This window comes from Flavobacterium sp. (assembly GCF_036515215.1).
GTDB lineage: Bacteria > Bacteroidota > Bacteroidia > Flavobacteriales > Flavobacteriaceae > Flavobacterium.
In genome coordinates, this window is record NZ_DATBVQ010000121.1 from 1 (window position 1) to 18478 (window position 18478).

Annotated in this window: 10 protein-coding genes; 8 read left to right on the plus strand and 2 right to left on the minus strand. The window is 35.7% G+C overall.

Annotated features, from left to right (window positions below; genetic code table 11):
• The coding region (locus VIH09_RS08260) for an immunoglobulin-like domain-containing protein (protein ID WP_331579785.1) at positions 1-1176 on the minus strand (1176 nt) is incomplete at its 3' end.
• 802 nt (positions 1177-1978) lie between these two features.
• Positions 1979-6943 (minus strand): LamG-like jellyroll fold domain-containing protein, encoded by a 4965-nt coding sequence (locus VIH09_RS08265; protein WP_331579787.1) that lies wholly within the window; start codon positions 6941-6943, stop codon positions 1979-1981.
• A gap of 433 nt (positions 6944-7376) precedes the next feature.
• Here VIH09_RS08265 and VIH09_RS08270 point away from each other — a divergent pair, with 433 nt between their 5' ends.
• The 8 genes from VIH09_RS08270 to VIH09_RS08305 all read left to right on the plus strand — a co-directional run bounded on the left by VIH09_RS08270 (position 7377) and on the right by VIH09_RS08305 (position 17672).
• Positions 7377-8006 (plus strand): PIG-L family deacetylase, encoded by a 630-nt coding sequence (locus VIH09_RS08270; RefSeq protein ID WP_331579789.1) that lies wholly within the window; start codon positions 7377-7379, stop codon positions 8004-8006.
• Positions 8007-8022: 16 nt separating this feature from the next.
• Complete coding sequence (locus VIH09_RS08275; protein ID WP_331579791.1) at positions 8023-9165, plus strand: glycosyltransferase family 4 protein; 1143 nt, start codon at positions 8023-8025, stop codon at positions 9163-9165.
• A gap of 6 nt (positions 9166-9171) precedes the next feature.
• Entirely contained in the window at positions 9172-10398 is a 1227-nt protein-coding gene (locus tag VIH09_RS08280) for a glycoside hydrolase 100 family protein (protein WP_331579793.1), read from the plus strand.
• Positions 10399-11108: 710 nt separating this feature from the next.
• Positions 11109-11507: a hypothetical protein gene (locus VIH09_RS08285; protein ID WP_331579796.1), complete on the plus strand. Its 399-nt coding sequence runs from the start codon at positions 11109-11111 to the stop codon at positions 11505-11507.
• 90 nt (positions 11508-11597) lie between these two features.
• Entirely contained in the window at positions 11598-11843 is a 246-nt protein-coding gene (locus VIH09_RS08290) for a hypothetical protein (RefSeq protein WP_331579799.1), read from the plus strand.
• Positions 11844-11901: 58 nt separating this feature from the next.
• Complete coding sequence (locus VIH09_RS08295; protein ID WP_331579801.1) at positions 11902-13398, plus strand: efflux RND transporter periplasmic adaptor subunit; 1497 nt, start codon at positions 11902-11904, stop codon at positions 13396-13398.
• A gap of 10 nt (positions 13399-13408) precedes the next feature.
• Positions 13409-16504 carry an efflux RND transporter permease subunit gene (locus VIH09_RS08300; RefSeq protein ID WP_331579803.1) on the plus strand — a complete coding sequence of 1032 codons (3096 nt, stop codon included), beginning with the start codon at positions 13409-13411 and terminating at the stop codon, positions 16502-16504.
• Positions 16494-17672 (plus strand): TolC family protein, encoded by a 1179-nt coding sequence (locus VIH09_RS08305; protein ID WP_331579805.1) that lies wholly within the window; start codon positions 16494-16496, stop codon positions 17670-17672. Before VIH09_RS08300 ends, VIH09_RS08305 begins: the two co-directional genes overlap by 11 nt.
• Positions 17673-18478: the final 806 nt, after the last annotated feature.

Consider the following 18478-nt stretch of genomic DNA (forward strand, 5'->3'; position numbering starts at 1 on the left):
TGCCGCTGTTACCGCAGGTGTTGTACAACCCCCCGTTGTTGTTACTGTATAATTAAAAGCACCTGATACTGTTGGTGTACCGCTGATGGTTACTACATTTCCCGCCCAGTTACCTGTTACTCCCGTTGGTAATCCGCTGAAAGTTGCTCCGGTTGCTTCGGTTGTTGTATAAGTTATATCTATAATTGGAGTAGAAATGCATTTGGTTTGTGCATCTGTGCCTACTGCCGATGATAAGACAATTGTGTTATTGGGTGTCACCGTGATAGAACCAGTAGCGGTTATAGTCCCACAACCCCCCGTTAAAGTTACTGTATAGTTGAATGTTCCACTTGCTGTTGGAGTACCTGTGATTGTTGCAACGTTTGCTGCCCAAGATCCAGTTATTCCTGCAGGCAAACCGCTGAAAGTTACTCCGGTTGCTTCGGTTGTTGCATAAGTTATATCTATAATTGGAGTAGAAATGCATTTGGTTTGTGCATCTGTGCCTACTGCTGATGATAAAATAATTGTGTTATTGTCTGTTACATCTACCGTTCTGGTGACTTGGGTAGCTACATTGGTCTTCGCATCCGTGATGTTGTAGGTTACTATGTATGAACCCACGGCATTCATATTGACTGCCGTTGAATTTATTGCAACAGCTCCTAAAGCCAGGCAACCGTCACTTGCTGTTGCTCCTAATTCTACATAAGAAGAACAAGCCTGCAATACTTGTGGATTTTCTCCTGTTAAAGTAATTATTGGTTTTGTCGTATCACCAACATTAATAGTTAGAGTTTGTAAATTTGTCGATGAATCAGAAACTGAAGTTACTTCAAAAGAAACTAAATATTCACCTAGTATTGTAGGTGTAAAATTAGCAGCTGTACTAGTACTTAGGGTTGTAACGTTGTTGTCAGGATCTCTTAGGAACCATTTGTAATTAATGGTTCCAGAGACAGTTCCATTGTATCCGCCTTCTAATGAAACAAGTGAACATGCTTCAGCTACATATGGATCAGATGAAGGAGTATTGATTACAGCATTAAATGTTCCACCAGCATTAAGGATATCACCGAAGGAATAAATGTTAGGTCCAGAACCGACGCAATTGGCATATTTTTTAGTGCCTATAAAAATTTCATCATTATTGGTACAACTACCATTTATAATTCCAGAGGGTTGTATTATCAAAACAGCATTAGAATCTGGTAAAGTTAATTTTACTTTTGGACCTGAAAATGTTAGTATTCCTGTCGAGCCTATAGTAAGTAATGTTGTAGATAATGTAGTATTATGTTGATTTGATGTACCATCTCCTAAAATCAATGTCCCGTTAACAATCACAGTACCCATTGAAAAAGTAGAAAAATCAGATGCAATTGTAATGCTATGTACTGTTAGGATAGTGACATTATAAGTTCCTGTATTTTCGCCTGGATATGATAATGTGGGACCCCATGAAATACCATCCCAAGTTTCCCAAGATCCAAAAGAGTTCCAAGCACCGCTAGTATATGATCGAAAATCACCAGTATTTTGACCAAAACTATAAAGAGCACTTAGGAACAATAGAATTATAAAGAAGTAATTTTTTTTCATAATATTAACACTTTAAAATCAAATAATTAATATTCTTATAAAATTCAGGTGGTTGGAACTAAGTTGATTTTATAAGTAAAATAATATTTATTATAGGTGTAATATTTCCATTAAAAAAGGGGAATCGGCTTGTATAATTTTGTTATAGTGGTCGAAAGATGTTTTTCTAATGCGAAATATGAATTTTGGCTTATCTGCCTTAAAATTAAGCATTTAACTGTTATTTTTGGCCCGTAATTGCTTTTTTCCGATGAACTCGTTTTATCGGCCGATGAACTGCTTATTTTAACAAAATTGGTTTCTTTTTTCTTGCAAATTAGGTTCGCTCAAAAGCAAAAAAAAACTGCCTTTTGGGGGCAGTTTTCTGTCTTTTTAAAATCGTAGTACTTGGTTTTTATGGGATTATAATTTTTTTATTCAGTTCTCCTTCAGAGGTATTAATTTTTGCAATATAAATACCGGAACTTAAACTCTTAATAGGTAGCTGGATGTTTTGTTGCGATTGATCCTCAATCTCCCATGTTGCAATCAGCTGGCCGTTCATGTTGTATAAAGTTACTTTTTGAACATCTGTAGCAGTTGATTTATTGTTGATTTCAAAAACATTTTTTTTCTGAAGATGCATCATATTTATATCGTCTGATTCGTCATTTCCTTTTGGCCCTTTCTCTTCCTTTTCTTTTTTTGTTTTTTGTTTAAAACATAGTGAAAATCGATCTTTGTTTTCACCAGCGGAAATCAAAACTTCATATTGGTTTTTTCGGATATCGTTATAGCTATCGTTTTCCGAGTCGTATATAAATATTTCTTTATTTTTGTCGAAATTTTCAAGCCCGTCAATCATGAATTTTACTTTTCCCTCGGTAACTGCTTTTACGCCAATAGGATAATTTTGATTTTTGTCAAATGAACCTACGCCTTGAATGACCAAGTGATTCTTACCACATATGAAATACATATCATTTGGATATTCATCAAAATTAATCCCATCATAACCATAATCCATTCCAGATGTCGCTTTTTCATTCATAAAGCCCAGTAAAACTTGACGGTGTGCAGTATTGCTGGATTCGAATCCTAAACGAATTTTTTGATAATTATTATTTGTCACTTTATCACTTTCATTGTTATTCCAATAGCTGTCCTTGCCGGATTTCGTTTTGAACATCAAGTTAGAAGTACTTTCATTTTCCTTAACAAACCCTCTTTGACTGTTATCATAGGTAATTGCTGTCGAAGTGGATCCAATTTTTCCACTTACAAAAAAACTTTGTCCAACAGGAATAAATTGATTTGGAATCCCTTTCGTGGTAGAGCCTAATCCACTAATGAAATCTACCCCTGTTGAGGTAGCAGGAACTCCGCCCGTAAGGTTTCTCTCGGCATAACCGCCCTGATAGGCCCTTAGAATGTGCGTGGTATTGGTTGTGTAATGTTCCCAAAAATATAATGTTCCATCGATAGAAGCCGAATTGTCGGTTATAAATGCATCGGCATCCAATGCTGACGGATAGGGATTACCGGTTAACAGCAGTTGATCGGCACCAACGCTATTAGTCGCAATTGTTCCATTGTTTGGTTTGCCGATAAAAGTATAGTTTTGAGTTGTTCCTGAAGCTCCGCTTCCTTTTAAGGTAAAACCTTGACCTACACGTAATGAGCCTGTTTCGCCTATTTGAGCCCAATTTGCATAAGCATTTGAATAATTATCAAATTTGTAAATCCAATACCGCGCTAAGCTGATGGGAGTAGTAGGCGAGCCGTCATAGCCTCCAACCCACCTAATTGTTGTTGGTAATTCAGGATTTTTTCCGTCTTTTAAAATGCCGCCTACGGTATAGTTGGTATTGTTCGCAGTTGTATTCACTGGACTGACAGGTGAACTCCAGTAATTGTAATTGTATTTGTTTGATTGTCCTTGCTGATCCCTTTCGATCGATCCAGCGCTGTTTACGTCTAATATGCTTCCCTCGGTTTGTATCAACTGCGATTTCCCAACTAAATCTATTTGTCCGTCCAGTTTTAGATAGTGTGAAACTTCAATTTTAGAATCATTTCCTGCAGTTATCATGTTACTGTTAACCAATAGGCCCAAAACAGTTTTATTTCCGATTGAGCTTATGTTATGATCCGTTTTAACAATATTCCAGTCTATTCTTGTAGTCCCGTCGATTGCTAAGCTATTGGGAACATCCCAAACAGGGTAGTTGGTCCAAGTATCATCCTGAGACCAGTCTTGCCCACTAATTCTTGACGTATAAGGCAATGGTGCTGTTTCGGGTTGTTGGGTACCTATATTTCTTAATTTTCCGTTTATAACTGATGATGCTTTTCCCAAGACATAACCATTCAGTATATCCGTCGCTTCATTCATTTGATAATAACCATCTAAATTAGCCCAAGTTAGTGCGGGAATATTTAATGGTACAATAGCGCCTTTTACATTTCCACTATTATTTAAGATTTCTTGGTTCATCATTTGTCGAATTTGGTCAACTGTCAATTCCACTTTCCAAATACGAAGTTCATCCATCCACCCATTAAAATAGTTAAATGGAATGCCACTACTTTGATCCATGGCTCCTAAAATACAATTAGCGTTATTATTTAAAATGGGATTAACTCCTGTAACAGCATCGTGTACAGGTATTCCATCAATGTATAAATTATAACTTGTGCCATTAAAAGTTACGGCAATATGATACCATCTATCCGTATTAATGGCAAAGTTTGAAGCTATTGTATTTCCATTATCCCAGTTAAAAGAGATAATGTTATTTACTAATTTTAAATCATAACCGTCTGTAATGCTTGTGCCAAGTCGTTTGGAAAAAATAGTTTGTTTATTCCCATTTGTCTCATTCGATTTTACCCAGGCTTCAACGCTGAATGAACCGGAACTCAAACTGTAGTTGTCTTTAAAAGTGACGTTGTCGTCAATTCCGTCAAAATTCAAAATGTTACAATTCACAAAAGTTACCGTAACGTCATCGGTGGTCGAGCAGCTTGTAGTCCATCGCAAGATGTACACTCCGAGATTAGGACTATAGAATCCTGATGAAGGGCTAGCACTGTTCGAAAAAATTTCGCCACCGCCAGCGGGACCACTAACAATTGACCAAACGCCTGCTTGAGCATTTGATGCCGCCAATGTTGCAGATTCACCTCCACAAGAGGCAATTTGATCGGGGCCCGCGATACTGGACAAGCAAGAAGTTGCATCTATGGCTACTTTAATTGATCCATCAATTGGCTTTTGGCAAGTGCTATCATCATAACCTTGAAAAAAATATTTCGTGAATGGCGTTCCTGATATGGCTCCCGTTCCTGCTATCGTTCCCGTTTCTAAAGAGACTTCGGGGCTACAACCGGCACTTAATATTATGTCACAGTCGGTTGTAACATCAAGGTTAAAGCTTAAATCGGCATATATGTACTCGGGATGATTGGCTGTTATGGGCAATGTCCCCAAATTCCAAATGATTTTATTTGTTGCTGCGTCAAAATAAGGAACACCAGCAGTTGTAAACCCGTTGTAGGTATTATATGTAATAGTCCCTCCGGCGTTGAAAATTGCCGTCGCGGGAATAGGGATCGAAATTATGGTGTTATCTGTGGCTTCAGTACCTTCATTAGTGATATTGAGCGAATAATTAATGGATTGCCCAGGGGATACATTTAAAACAGGGGGGTTGGGAACATTATTAATTGACGTGACGCTTATCAGTCCTTCTGGGTCTGGCACATAGGAATCAACTGACATGGCAAAACCGAAAATAGTGTATACTTCATAAGTGGAACCAAATCGAAAAGTGGTGGAGGTTTGATTGTTGCCTATAACTGAATTAGCGTTATTCGGGACGGTAAACATACTAAAATCGACTCCCGTATTGTTTTGTAAAATAGGGTTGCTATTTCCAACAGTAGGGACGGGGAATATTGACGAATTGAAAAAGTTATCAATTGTATTTCCGTTATGGTTTAACGTTTGATAGTTGGTGGCATTATAAACCGCTGGATCTGCGTTCAATTTTTGAACGGCCAGATAATCAGTTCCTGAATTTGTGGCAACATCTCCTTCGGCTGCCATAACGCCCAACTTCATATTCACTTGCCCAGAATCCACCGTTGTGAATCCAGATATTGGAATCGTTCCATACTCCCCACCACCTGCAAGTTGTCCGTTTACATAAGCATACCCATCAAAAAGGGTTACCGCCCTACTTTTCATGAGAGGGTTTTCGTAAATAACAACCATAACCCATCCACCCGAAAATCCCGGACTAGCATTAGTTCCTTCCTTCAGAGCCACATCAGCAACCGTATAGGCTCCTGGACCATGCGTTTTAACGTAATCGGTTATTTCTTGGTAACCAATGAAAATCCCACTATGGGCGGCTCCGGGAAAAAGCACACTAGAATTGGCACCGTTAGGTTTTGCTGTTATATTTGTATAAGCGGTAGCTCCAGGACCTTTTAAAGAAACTACTTTTTTGTCATAATTTTTTGTCGCTGTTGCGTATGTGGGGATGGTACCGGTAACATTTACTGTCGCCTTTGAATATGTTTGTGTATCTGAGTTGTTCAGACTGTTAGATGTGTTTCTTATTAAATTGTTGATTTTTAATGAAACTGTTCCGTCATTTACAATGTATGGAGTAGTAAGTGTTGCAGTTGCCGTACTTCCAGAAATAGCTATAGATATAGGTATATTTGCTAATGCTCCTCCATTTACGGAGAGGGTAACGGTAGAGCTATTTGTATAATTAAATACGTACGTATTTCCGTTACCTGTAAAGGTGTAAACGGGACTAAAATTACCACCACCTTCAGACTGTCTGCTAGTGTTTAAGCTATAATTTGTATTTGTTATGGCGCTTCCGTTAGAAAAAGTACTCGTGTTATTAATAGATTGCGTGCCGTTTTGAACCTGTTTTGATGCAACAAAAGTATCAGCATCGTCTGATTTTCCAGTCCAATACAAACCTGCAAAAAGGACTGTTGAACAATTTGGGTTTGCTCCATTCTCTCCAGAATTTGAGAGTTCAAGCGTTGCCATTGATGAATTCCAAGTATTCGCATCGCCATCAATGTCAACATACTTCATGGGATTTCCTTCATTATTAGTGCCAGTTCCATAATTAACGAGAGTTAGGTTGGTATTGCCTAGCATGGTAAAATCACCTTTTACATTATATATTGGTTGGGAAGGTGGGATTGAAGAGGTTCTTTGCAAGAAATTGACTTGTGGCGTTGTTACTGTTTGTCCCTCAGCATTAAAAGATAGGGTCAAAAATAATAATGAGATTAGTACGCGAGGTAAATCTAAAAGTATGTTTTTAAAGTAGTGTTTTCTCATAGTCGTTTAGGCTAGATGTTATTATGACGAAGCTTGGGGAACAATAAAAGTACTTGAAATTGATTTTAAAACCGACAAAACGCACATATAATCGATGAAACGCACAAAAATTAAAAAAAAGTAAGTTAATTTTTATAAAAAATAATTTTTTGATAACACAAACCAATGGACAATGGTTTGATGGTTTATTTTCATCCTACCTAATGGTCTGCAAAGCCTGCAAATTGACCTTCTTGAAAAATTCGGTTTGATTTATAAAAAATTGTGGATAATTCACATTTTAGGCGGGACAGAATTAATGCTTAAATAGTTGCGAAAAAAACGAAAATATCCTTACTTTTTCATTACTTTTAACAGGGTTAAAGTGTTAGTATACAGTTAAATAAGAATAAAATATGCGGGTACACAGATTTTTAATTAACAATTTAAAAAAATGGATGCTGAAGCTAACAGATCGGTCGCCGTGATAGTCGCACATCCCGATGACGAAACCCTTTGGGCGGGCGGAACTATATTGAATAATCCCCAATGGAACTGTTTTATTATTAGTCTTTGCCGAAAAAACGATAAAAATCGCGCATCTAAATTTCGCAAGGTTTTAAAAATTTTAAATGCACAGGGAATAATGGGCAATCTTGATGATGGACCGGAACAAAAGCCCTTGAAGAATGCAGAAGTTGAACAAACAATATTGGACTTACTGTCCAAAAGACATTTTGATTTAATAATAACCCATAGTCCAAAGGGGGAATACACGAAACACCTAAGACATGAGGAAGTAAGTCGAGCCGTGATTATGCTTTGGAACAACGGTAAAATTGCCGCAAATGAGCTTTGGACTTTCGCCTACGAAGACGGAAATAAAAAATATTTTCCAAGGGCAATGGAAAACGCTTCCTGTCTCGAAACACTTAAAAACGAAATTTGGATAAAGAAATATAGCTTAATAACCGAAACTTATGGTTTCGATAAAAATAGTTGGGAAGCAAGAACAACACCAAAGGCGGAAGCATTTTGGATTTTCAAAAACACTAAGGATGCGATTGAATTTTCGAGTAATTAGTATAAAAATTATATTTATGAAAGTATTGGTACTATACGATTATCCGCCACCACCTGGCGGATTGGCAACTCAAGGCGACCTGTTATACAAAGGCTTGTTAGAATTAGGCGTTGATGCCCACGCAGTTCATTTTGAATCTGATCAAGAAAAAGAGTGGTACTACCGCTGGTTTCAACCCGATGTAGTTGTGGGGATTGGCTACTGGGGTCATACTCCGCAGTTGGTTTTACACCCGCAGAAATTCGGATTTCAAGCTGTCCCATGGTTAGTGGCCGATGGTTATATTGCCAATTATCAGGATGTTTTAAATGCGCTCCCTCTTATTTTAGTTACTTCACATTGGGTAAAAGAAATGTATGTTAGAGACGGAATTAATGGGGATAAAATAGAGGTTTTACCTGTGGGTTGCGATACGAATTCGTTCAGGTCATACGATAAAAGCCATCCCAAAATTCAGGCTGTCCGTAAATCTTTGGGAATTTCGCCCGATCAATTGATGATTTTAACCATTGGGGGAGATGGCGCATCCAAAGGAGCTCAGGAAGTTATGCAAGCCTTGGCAATGATTGACAATAAAGCCTCCGATTGGAAATATGTTTGCAAAGTTTGGCCCCAACAACGAACAAAAGCGCAAAACCTCGAGGATCTGAAAATGGCATCCGATTTGGGTATTGAAAAAAACGTTACCTATGCAACCAACACGATTTCTCGGAATTTTATCCCTTACCTTATTGCTGCCTGTGACATTTATGCTGCCCCATCTCGATTAGAAGGGTTCGGAATGCCTCAAATAGAAGCGGGTGCTTGCGAAAGGCCTGTTATTGGCATTAAAGCAATGGGAATGTTAGATACCTTAATTGATGGCGAAACCGCATTTTTAGCCAATGTGGCGAAAAGAATAGTCGTTAATGAAGTAATCCTTGGCGATGAATCGGGATTTGAAAACAATTATAAAGTCAAATTTAAGGAACCTCGAACCGTGGATTATAGAGCGAATATTCAAGATATTGCCACGGGCTTATCTGCCTTAATGAATGATGGAGAATTGAGACAAAAAATGGGAAGAGCGGGCAGAAAAAGAGTAGTAGAAAATTTTGATTATAAAATTGTTGCCCAAAAGTTTATAGAAATAATTAATTGCAAATTAGGTATAAATTAAATTTCGATGTTTAATTCTCAATATACTTCGGCGATTGAGGCGGCAAAAAAAGCGGCAATCGAGGCTCTTTTGCACAACATGCACGGCCCGTTTCAAGGACTTCCCAGAACTGCGGGCTGGGGTTATCCGGAACCCTATACCCGCGATCTGTTGATTTCAATTCTTGGAATTGCCGTTTCTGAAAATGAAGAATTATTAAAAAGCATTAGGAAAGTTTTGGAGACTTTGGCTAAAAATCAATCGGAAAGAGGACATATTTCATCCTTAGTTCACGATTCTGACGACAGAGGGGCAAGTGACACCACTCCTTTATTTTTATTGGGAGTGGGTATCTATAGAAAGGTAAACAGCGAACCCGATTTTCTAAAAGATGCCGTTCAAAAAGCGTTAGTTTGGATGGAATACCAAAGTCCAAACGATAAGTATTTAGTTGCCCAGCAACCCACTAGTGACTGGCGCGATGAACAATGGGTGCTTGGATACGGATTGTATGTAAATGTTTTAACTTATAGTTTTTTGAAGATCTTAAATCAACCTGAAAGGGCCAAAAAACTATTGAAGGGGATGAGTCATTTTACCATTGTTGGGGGTATAATTCACGATCATGTACATGAGGGTTTGGTATTGAAACACAAGCCTTACTATGCTTTTTGGTCGTATAAAGTATACAGCAGTGAGCGTTTTGATTTGTTAGGAAACTGTCTTGCGATTTTGTCTGGCATGGCTTCCCCCGCAAGGGCAAATAAGATCGTTTTGTGGATAGAAGTTGAATGCGAGGAAATGAAAAAAAGAGGGTTATTGGCAGTCGACCTGCCTCCTAATTTTTTCCCATATACTAATCCGAGCGATCCCGATTGGCACGATCGATACGCTGTATTTAATAATCCAGGTGAGTACCATAACGGCGGTATTTGGCCATTTATATGCGGTTTTTATGTTGCGGCATTAGTCGCGGCAAAAAAGTTTGCCTTAGCAGAAAAGAAATTGTTAGTGTTGACTGAGTGCCTAAAAAAAACGAATTTTTTAACCGAATCTGCGGCTAAAAACAATGGTAGATCCGTCAACTACATAAATGCAGAAAATATGAAATTTGGTTTTAATGAATGGATTAAAGCACAAGACGGGGAGGCCAAAGGTCAAAATTGGCAAAGTTGGAGCGCGGCAATGTATTTATATGCCGTTAAATGCGTTGAAGAAAAAAGCACGCCTTTTTTTGATAAAATGCGACAGTAATATTTTTTGGAGAACAAATGCCATTTCAAAGGATGAGGTTGGAAAAAATTTCTTTGGGAACACAATAAAAAAAAACCTTAAACAATTGCTGTTTAAGGGTTTGTTTTCGTAGCGAGAACGAGATTTGAACTCGTGACCTCAGGGTTATGAAAATTGAAATCCACTCTTTCAAAATAAATTAACAGCTGAATATCAGTATGTTATAAATAATAACGAAGTGATTTTTGTAGTTTTTTTAGTTTTCCTCACTCTAATTCCTCACTCCTTTAAAAACTAGATTTCCTATCGAATATTACTGATTATAAACACGATATAGCTATATCGAATGCCTCCAAAAAGGTAGATTTTATTTTGGTATGTTTTTATGATAAAAAAGCCAAGTATGATTTAAAATTTGACCCCATATATTTTAAAAATCAGCATCTTTTTTTTCAATTCTTTCCAGTCTTTCTATAATAAGTTCAAAAGGATTTTCCATTTTTACTATTAAATTAATAAAAATTCTTTTTTAGATTATTTTGTAAATACTTCAAGATTGTGTGAAAGTAATTTTGTTTCGAGGTCAGAGGACTTTGATTAGAGCATAACTTTCACATGAACATTTCGAATACAGCTGGGGATGTTTGTATCGAAAAAACTACTGAAACAGACAAAGATAAAATACCATTCATTATAATTTTCTCTAAATTAAAACACTTACATTTGTAGAGATGTTCAAGAAATCAATAATCATAGTATTTCTTTTTTCAGCTTGTTTCCTTCAATTAGGACATAGCTTGTTTCCTCATACTCATGTGCAGGAACATCAGCACGATGGAGAGCATCACCATCATCATGATGAACATTCTGATGATAATGGTTTGTCGTTATTATTTTCGCACTTTAATCATTCTTCTGAATTTTTTCCAAATAATCATTTAGAAAATGTTTCTAAAACTAATAAGAAAGTTCCTGATTCAATTGTTTTAGTTGCAGAAATCTCATCGCACTTCAATTCCATAGGCTATTACTATAAAAAGGAAGTGGTACGTAATAAAGAGCCACTTGTTTTTATTTCTCCTCATTTACACTCCTTACAATTTCGTGGTCCGCCCACACTTTTTATCTAAACTATTCATTATTTGAATTACAGGACACTTATTGCCTTTTCTAGGCTATAAGTTATTTTCATATATACTAATTTCTTTAAAACAAAAACAATGAAAAAATTATTGCTTTCAATGGCAGTTGTAGGAATGTTACTTGCAGCTTGTAATGGAAAAAAAACAGACGAACATGGACACGACCACACAGAAGGAACACATCAACATGAAGATGGTCATGACCATGAAAACCATGCTGACGAAACGGTAAGTCAAGAAGAATTTAAAGTTGCAAATGATAATGTCGCTAAAGACAATGGACATGGTCATGACCATGAAAATGAAGAACAACACGAACATTAATCTTGTTAGATGCCCGTAAATTTAATTTTTATAGGCATCTAATTTTACTATTATATATATGAAAATAATACAAAGTATAACGCTTCTTGTTTTCCTTCTGTTTGGATTTATAAGTTGCAATAATAAAGAACAGCCAAGTAATGTTGCTTCACTTGAGCCATTAGCCTACACGCTATACACAGATCGTACTGAATTGTTTGTTGAGTTTAAACCTTTGGTTGTTGGTAGTACTTCAAAATTTGCTGCTCATTTCACTATTTTAGGTGAAAACTTTAAAGCTTTAACCGATGCAAAAGTTACTGTGAGTTTTATCGTTGGTGATAATGGAATTAAAAATTCTGTTAGTGCTCCAAGTTCACCAGGAATATTTCGTTTGGCATTAAACCCAAAAACTGCGGGTACTGGAATTTTAGTTTTTGACATCGTAACTAAAGATTATACGGATAAAATTACCATAGAAAATGTAGTGGTTTATCCTGATGAAAAAACTGCTTTAGTCAAACAACCTGAACACGCAGAAAGTGGTGACGTCTCTTATTTGAAAGAGCAGGCTTGGAAAGTGGAATTTGCTAATATGGCTATAACAAAGCAAAATTTCAATGCAGTAATCAAAACTAGTGGTCAACTTTTTTCTGCTCCAGGTGATGAAATGATCATAACCGCAAAAGCAAGTGGTGTAGTTATTTTTTCGGATAAAAATACCATTGTGGGGTCTGCTGTAAATACAGGAAGTTCTCTTTTTACTATAACTGGTGCTGATATGACAGAAAGTAATATTGATGCTTCTGTTAAAGATGCTAAAGCAAATTATTTAAAAGCTAAAACCGATTATGAACGATCAAAGCTATTGGTAGTTGATAAAATTGTTTCGGAAAAAGATCATCAACAAGTAAAATTGCAATTTGACAATGCTCAAAGGGCGTACAATACGGTAGCAAAAAATTATACTTCTAAAGGGCAAAGAGTGCTTTCTCCAATGTCTGGATATGTTAAAAATGTTTTGGTTACCGGAGGACAATTTGTGTCTGCTGGAACACCATTAGCCATTATTTCAAAAAACAAGAATTTATTACTACAGGCTAATGTTTCTCAAAATAATTTTGGAAGTTTACCAAATATTCGCTCTGCTAATTTTAAAACACCACAAAATGATGTAGTTTATAATACTGCTTCCTTAAATGGAAAGATTGTTTCTTATGGAAAGAGTGCATCTGCTTCAACTCCATTTATTCCTATAACTTTTCAAATAGACAATACAGGCAATTTTATACCTGGTTCGATTGTCGAAGTTTACCTAAAATCTACCTCGATACCTGATGCTTTAATAATCCCGACATCTTCGTTAATTGAAGAACAAGGATTATTTTATGTATATGTGCAAACTGGTGGGGAAAGCTTTCAAAAAAGAGAAGTGAAACTAGGAGCTAGCGATGGAATTAATATACAGGTTTTGTTAGGAATAACTGAAGGTGATAGAGTAGTTATCAAAGGAGGCTATCAAATCAAATTATCCAGTGCATCAGGTGCTTTACCTGCTCACGGACACGAACATTAATCTATAACTTATGCTAAATAAAATAATTAAATTTTCACTGCAGAATCGCTTCTTTGTAGTGATAGCATCCGTTTTACTGTTGATTTTTGGTAGTGTTGTTGCTTCTAAAATGGAAGTGGATGTATTTCCTGATTTGACAGCACCTACGGTTGTAGTGCTTACTGAAGCACATGGTATGGCTCCAGAAGAGGTAGAAAAACTGGTTACATTTCCGTTAGAAACTGCTGTAAATGGTGCTACTAATGTAAGACGGGTTCGTTCTTCTTCCTCCGCAGGAATTTCAATTGTGTGGGTTGAGTTTGAATGGGATACTGATATTTATAAAGCCAGACAAATTGTAAATGAGAAAATTACAGCTGTAGCGGAAAAACTGCCACAAGGTGTTGGAAACCCTACCATGGGTCCACAATCTTCTATTATGGGAGAAATCATGTTGGTTAGTGTAACGGCTGATGCCACTTCTCAAATTGATTTAAGAACTATTGCTGATTGGACTATTCGACCACGATTATTAGCGACTGGTGGCGTGTCTCAAGTGGTTGTTATTGGCGGAGAATACAAACAATATCAAATATTGGCTTCTCCCCAAAAAATGAGTTTTTATAATGTTTCTTTAAATGAATTATTGAAAGCCAGTAAAGAAGCTAATGGTAATTCGTCTGGTGGTTTTTTGAATGAATACAATAACGAATATATTGTTAAAGGTATTGGCAGGACTAATGAAATTGAAGCTTTAGGCAAATCTGTAATTAAAATGCAGCAAGGAAGTCCTATCAAAATAGAAGATGTTGCCGAAATTAAAATTGGTGCTTCTTTAAAAATTGGTGATGGCTCTTTAAATGGAGAACCAGCTGTAATCATGACCGTGATGAAGCAACCATCAACCAATACATTAGAACTTACCGAAACAATAGATGCTTCTATTGCTGACATCCAAAAGAATCTACCAAAGGATGTGCATATTAATACTAAAATTTTCCGTCAGGCTGATTTTATCAACGCCTCTATAAGTAATATTCAGAAAACATTATTAGAAGGAACCGTCTTTGTTATTATTATATTGTTTCTATTCTTGATGAATTGGAGAGCTACCTTTATTTCTCTATTGGCCATTCCAATCTCTTTAATTGTCGCTATATTAACTTTAAAATGGCTTGGTTTTACCATCAATACTATGAGTTTGGGAGGTATGGCAATTGCAATTGGAGATTTAGTAGATGATGCCATAATAGATGTAGAAAACGTGTTTAAACGACTCAAGGAAAATGCGTTAAAACCTAAAGCGGAACAGAAAGATAAAATTACCGTTATTTTTGACGGTTCGTTTGAAATCAGAAGTTCGGTTATTAATGCAACCTTTATTATTATTGTTGCCTTTTTACCGTTATTCTTTTTATCGGGAATGGAAGGTAAATTATTAGCTCCACTTGGAATAGCATTTATCGTAGCCTTATTTGCTTCCTTAATAGTTTCTATTACGCTAACGCCGGTTTTAGCGAGTTACTTGTTAACGAGTGATAAAATGCTCTTAAAACAGCACAAGGAAAGTTGGCTGGTAGAACGTTTGCAAAAAGGTTATACCAATGCTTTACAAAAAGCAATGAAAATGAAAAAAGTTGTACTGATAGTTGCAGGTGGCTTATTTTTAGTTGCCTTATTAGTGATGAGCCAATTAGGTAGAAGTTTTTTACCCGAATTTAACGAAGGTTCATTAGTAATTAGTGCTGTAAGTTTACCCGGAATATCATTAGAAGAAAGCAATAAAATAGGGACGCTAGTTGAAAAAACATTACTTCGTGTTCCTGAAATTAAAGTCACTACTCGAAGAACTGGTAGAGCTGAACTTGATGAACATGCACAAGGTGTTAATGCGGCCGAAATTGACGCGCCATTTACTTTGGAAGAGCGAAGCCGAGAAGAATTTATGGCTGATGTTCGCGAGAAATTAGCAGGGGTTTCAGGTGCAAACATTACAATTGGACAGCCTATTGGACATAGAATTGACCATATGCTATCGGGTACAAGAGCCAATATTGCTATAAAGATTTTTGGTGCCGATTTGAATAAATTGTTTACGCTTTCCAATCAAATCAAAACTAAAATTCAGAATGTAGAAGGGTTAGTTGATTTGAGTGTAGAGCAACAAGTAGAAATTCCGCAAATTCAAATCAAAGCCAAAAGAGAGATTTTAAATCAATACGGAATTACCATTGGTCAATTCAATGAGTTTGTTGATGTTGCTTTTGCAGGAGAAAAAGTGTCGGAAATTTATGAAGGCAACAAAACCTTTGATTTGATGCTTCGTTTTGATGATGCAAACAAAGGTAAAATTGATAATATTAGAAATGCTTTGATTGATACATACGATGGTAAAAAAATACCCTTGTATTATGTAGCTGATATTGTTAGTACATCAGGACCAAATACCATAAACCGAGAGAATGTACAACGTAAAACGGTTGTTTCGGCAAATGTTACGGGTCGTGATCAGAAAAGTGTGGTAGCAGATATTCAGAAAATCATAAATGACGATGTGAAATTACCTGAAGAGTATCATATTGAATATGGTGGACAGTTTGAAGCTGAAGCTGAAGCCTCAAAAACATTGGTTCTGACTTCGTTTATTTCCTTATTGATTATTTTTTTAATTCTTTATCAGGAATTTAAAAAGGTTAAAACGGCCTCCATCATTTTGTTAAATCTTCCGTTAGCCTTAATCGGAGGTGTATTTAGTATTTATTTTACTAGTGGTATTTTGAGTATTCCTGCTATTATTGGTTTCATCACACTTTTTGGTGTAGCTACTCGAAATGGGATTTTATTGGTTTCGCATTATGAAACTTTAGAACAAGGAAGATTGTCACTTTACGAGACTGTTATTCAAGGTTCAAAAGATAGATTAAGTCCTATTTTAATGACTGCTTTAACTGCAGGGTTGGCTTTGATACCTTTAGCGCTAGCCAGTGATTTGCCAGGGAACGAAATTCAAAGTCCAATGGCAAAAGTTATTTTGGGTGGTTTATTGACTTCAACATTATTAAACATTTTTATTGTTCCCATAGTGTATTATTTATCTAATCGAAAAAAAGCGTCAAATGAGATTTAAATTATTAATTGGTTTTGCAATTTTATCGTTTGGTACTGTTAGCGCTCAATCAACTATTGATAAAGCACTAACAGAGATTGCCAAAAATAACAAGACCATAGAAGCGAATACCAACTATTGGAATGCAAAGAAAATCCAGTATAAAACGGGTAATTCTTTATATAATCCTACAGTCGAATATGATTATTTGAAAGGCACTCCTGCAAATGCAGGAAACCAAACCGATATTGTTTTTACGCAATCTTTTGATTTCCCTACGGTTTATGGAAAGAAAAATCAATTGGCAAAAGAGCTCACTAATCAGGCTGATTTTGAATTAAAAGCGGCCAATCAAGCCTTATTATTAGAAGCTAAAAAAGTTTGCATTGAATTGGTTTACCGAAACAAATTACAACTTCCATTAACTAAAAGAAAAGAAGCTACTGAAAAATGGTTGGTTCATTTTAAAAAGAAATTGAAGGTGGGTGATGGTACTATTTTAGAAGTAAACAAAGCTGAGATACAATTGCTTGAAATTAAAAAACAGTTTCAAGACAATACATCTTCAATTACTAAACTTAATGAGCAATTGACGAGTTTAAATGGAGGCAATGCTCTTGTTATTGTTGATGTTTCTTATTTTGACATTCCTGTTATCTCTGATTTTGAAACGTTAGAAAAGGAAATTGAAGCCCAAGATTACATCAGAAAAACGTTAGAACAAGAAAAGGTTATTGTACAAAAACAAATGGATGTAAGCAAGGCTTTGACATTGCCTAAAATGGAAGTTGGGTATCATTATCAGGGTATTCTTGGTCAGACGTATAACGGAATTCATACAGGAATTTCTTTACCACTTTGGGAAAGTAAAAACACCGTAAAACTTCAAAAGGCTAAAATGACTTTTGCTGAAAGTACTTTGACAGAACATTCAAATGAACATTATTATGAAATTAAGCAATTGTATGGTCGTTATGAAAGCTTGAGAAGTATTTTGGAAGATTATCAAAGAATAAACCAAACTGTTGACCCCATTCTTCTTTTAGATAAAGCCTTGGCTGCTGGTCAAATTTCAGTTTTAGAATACTTTGTAGAATTGAACTATTATAACAATACTTATAATTCGTTTCTTGAAATTGAAAAAGAATATTATGAGGTTGTAGCTACTTTGTTGAAGTATAAGTTGTAGGTTAATAATTCATTTAAACCACCACTTGTTTCTTATAGATTTAAGGGGTGTTTTTTTATTGTTAATGAGGTCATAAATAGTTGGCAATTTTTCGAATGAAAAACTGAAAGACTTCGCAATATTATAATACTGTTTGATAGAAAAAGGAAGTAAGGTGATTTAGGGCAGGTTTTTGCTCTATTTTTGGAAAAACCTATTTTTTTAGACTAAAAACAAACCTATTTTATTGTATTTTCAATGCACTAAAATCTAATTTTTTATAATATTACATGATGTATTCTGAAATGTTTAGGTCGCAAATTAGAAATGTAGAATTTATACTTGATAGGCTAATAAATATTCAATAGTAATTAGTTCGATGTCAGATTATTGGCGTGTAATTGTAAATTATTTTGTTTGTAATGTTTTTTTAACGGCTTTTATGACCGTTATTTTTTTTTTATAAAATTTCTGTTTTGGTTCTGCTTGTAATTCAGTTTATTTTCAGATTGGAGTACCTCTTTCTTTATATGAAAGCGAAAATACATAGTTTTGAAATAGTTATTTGCTTAAGGAGAAAAATAAAAAGTTCCGCTGAACATGAGGTCTGGTCGCGTATTATTCATATTATCAGAGATATAACTATGGAGTATTTTACATTTAGTCACTCTTTTTTTTTACAAGTGAGGAATGAATTTCAATAAAAAACCCTTAAACAATTGATGTTTAAGGGTTTGTCTGTAGCGAGAACGAGATTTGAACTCGTGACCTCAGGGTTATGAAAATTGAAATTCAAACTTTTTTAACAAATTTACAATTGATTATCA

Coding starts and splice junctions, on each gene's coding strand:
- VIH09_RS08265 (WP_331579787.1), bottom strand. CDS start 6,943: ATGAGAAAACACTACTTTAAAAACATACTTTTAGATTTACCTCGCGTA.
- VIH09_RS08270 (WP_331579789.1), top strand. CDS start 7,377: ATGGATGCTGAAGCTAACAGATCGGTCGCCGTGATAGTCGCACATCCC.
- VIH09_RS08275 (WP_331579791.1), top strand. CDS start 8,023: ATGAAAGTATTGGTACTATACGATTATCCGCCACCACCTGGCGGATTG.
- VIH09_RS08280 (WP_331579793.1), top strand. CDS start 9,172: ATGTTTAATTCTCAATATACTTCGGCGATTGAGGCGGCAAAAAAAGCG.
- VIH09_RS08285 (WP_331579796.1), top strand. CDS start 11,109: ATGTTCAAGAAATCAATAATCATAGTATTTCTTTTTTCAGCTTGTTTC.
- VIH09_RS08290 (WP_331579799.1), top strand. CDS start 11,598: ATGAAAAAATTATTGCTTTCAATGGCAGTTGTAGGAATGTTACTTGCA.
- VIH09_RS08295 (WP_331579801.1), top strand. CDS start 11,902: ATGAAAATAATACAAAGTATAACGCTTCTTGTTTTCCTTCTGTTTGGA.
- VIH09_RS08300 (WP_331579803.1), top strand. CDS start 13,409: ATGCTAAATAAAATAATTAAATTTTCACTGCAGAATCGCTTCTTTGTA.
- VIH09_RS08305 (WP_331579805.1), top strand. CDS start 16,494: ATGAGATTTAAATTATTAATTGGTTTTGCAATTTTATCGTTTGGTACT.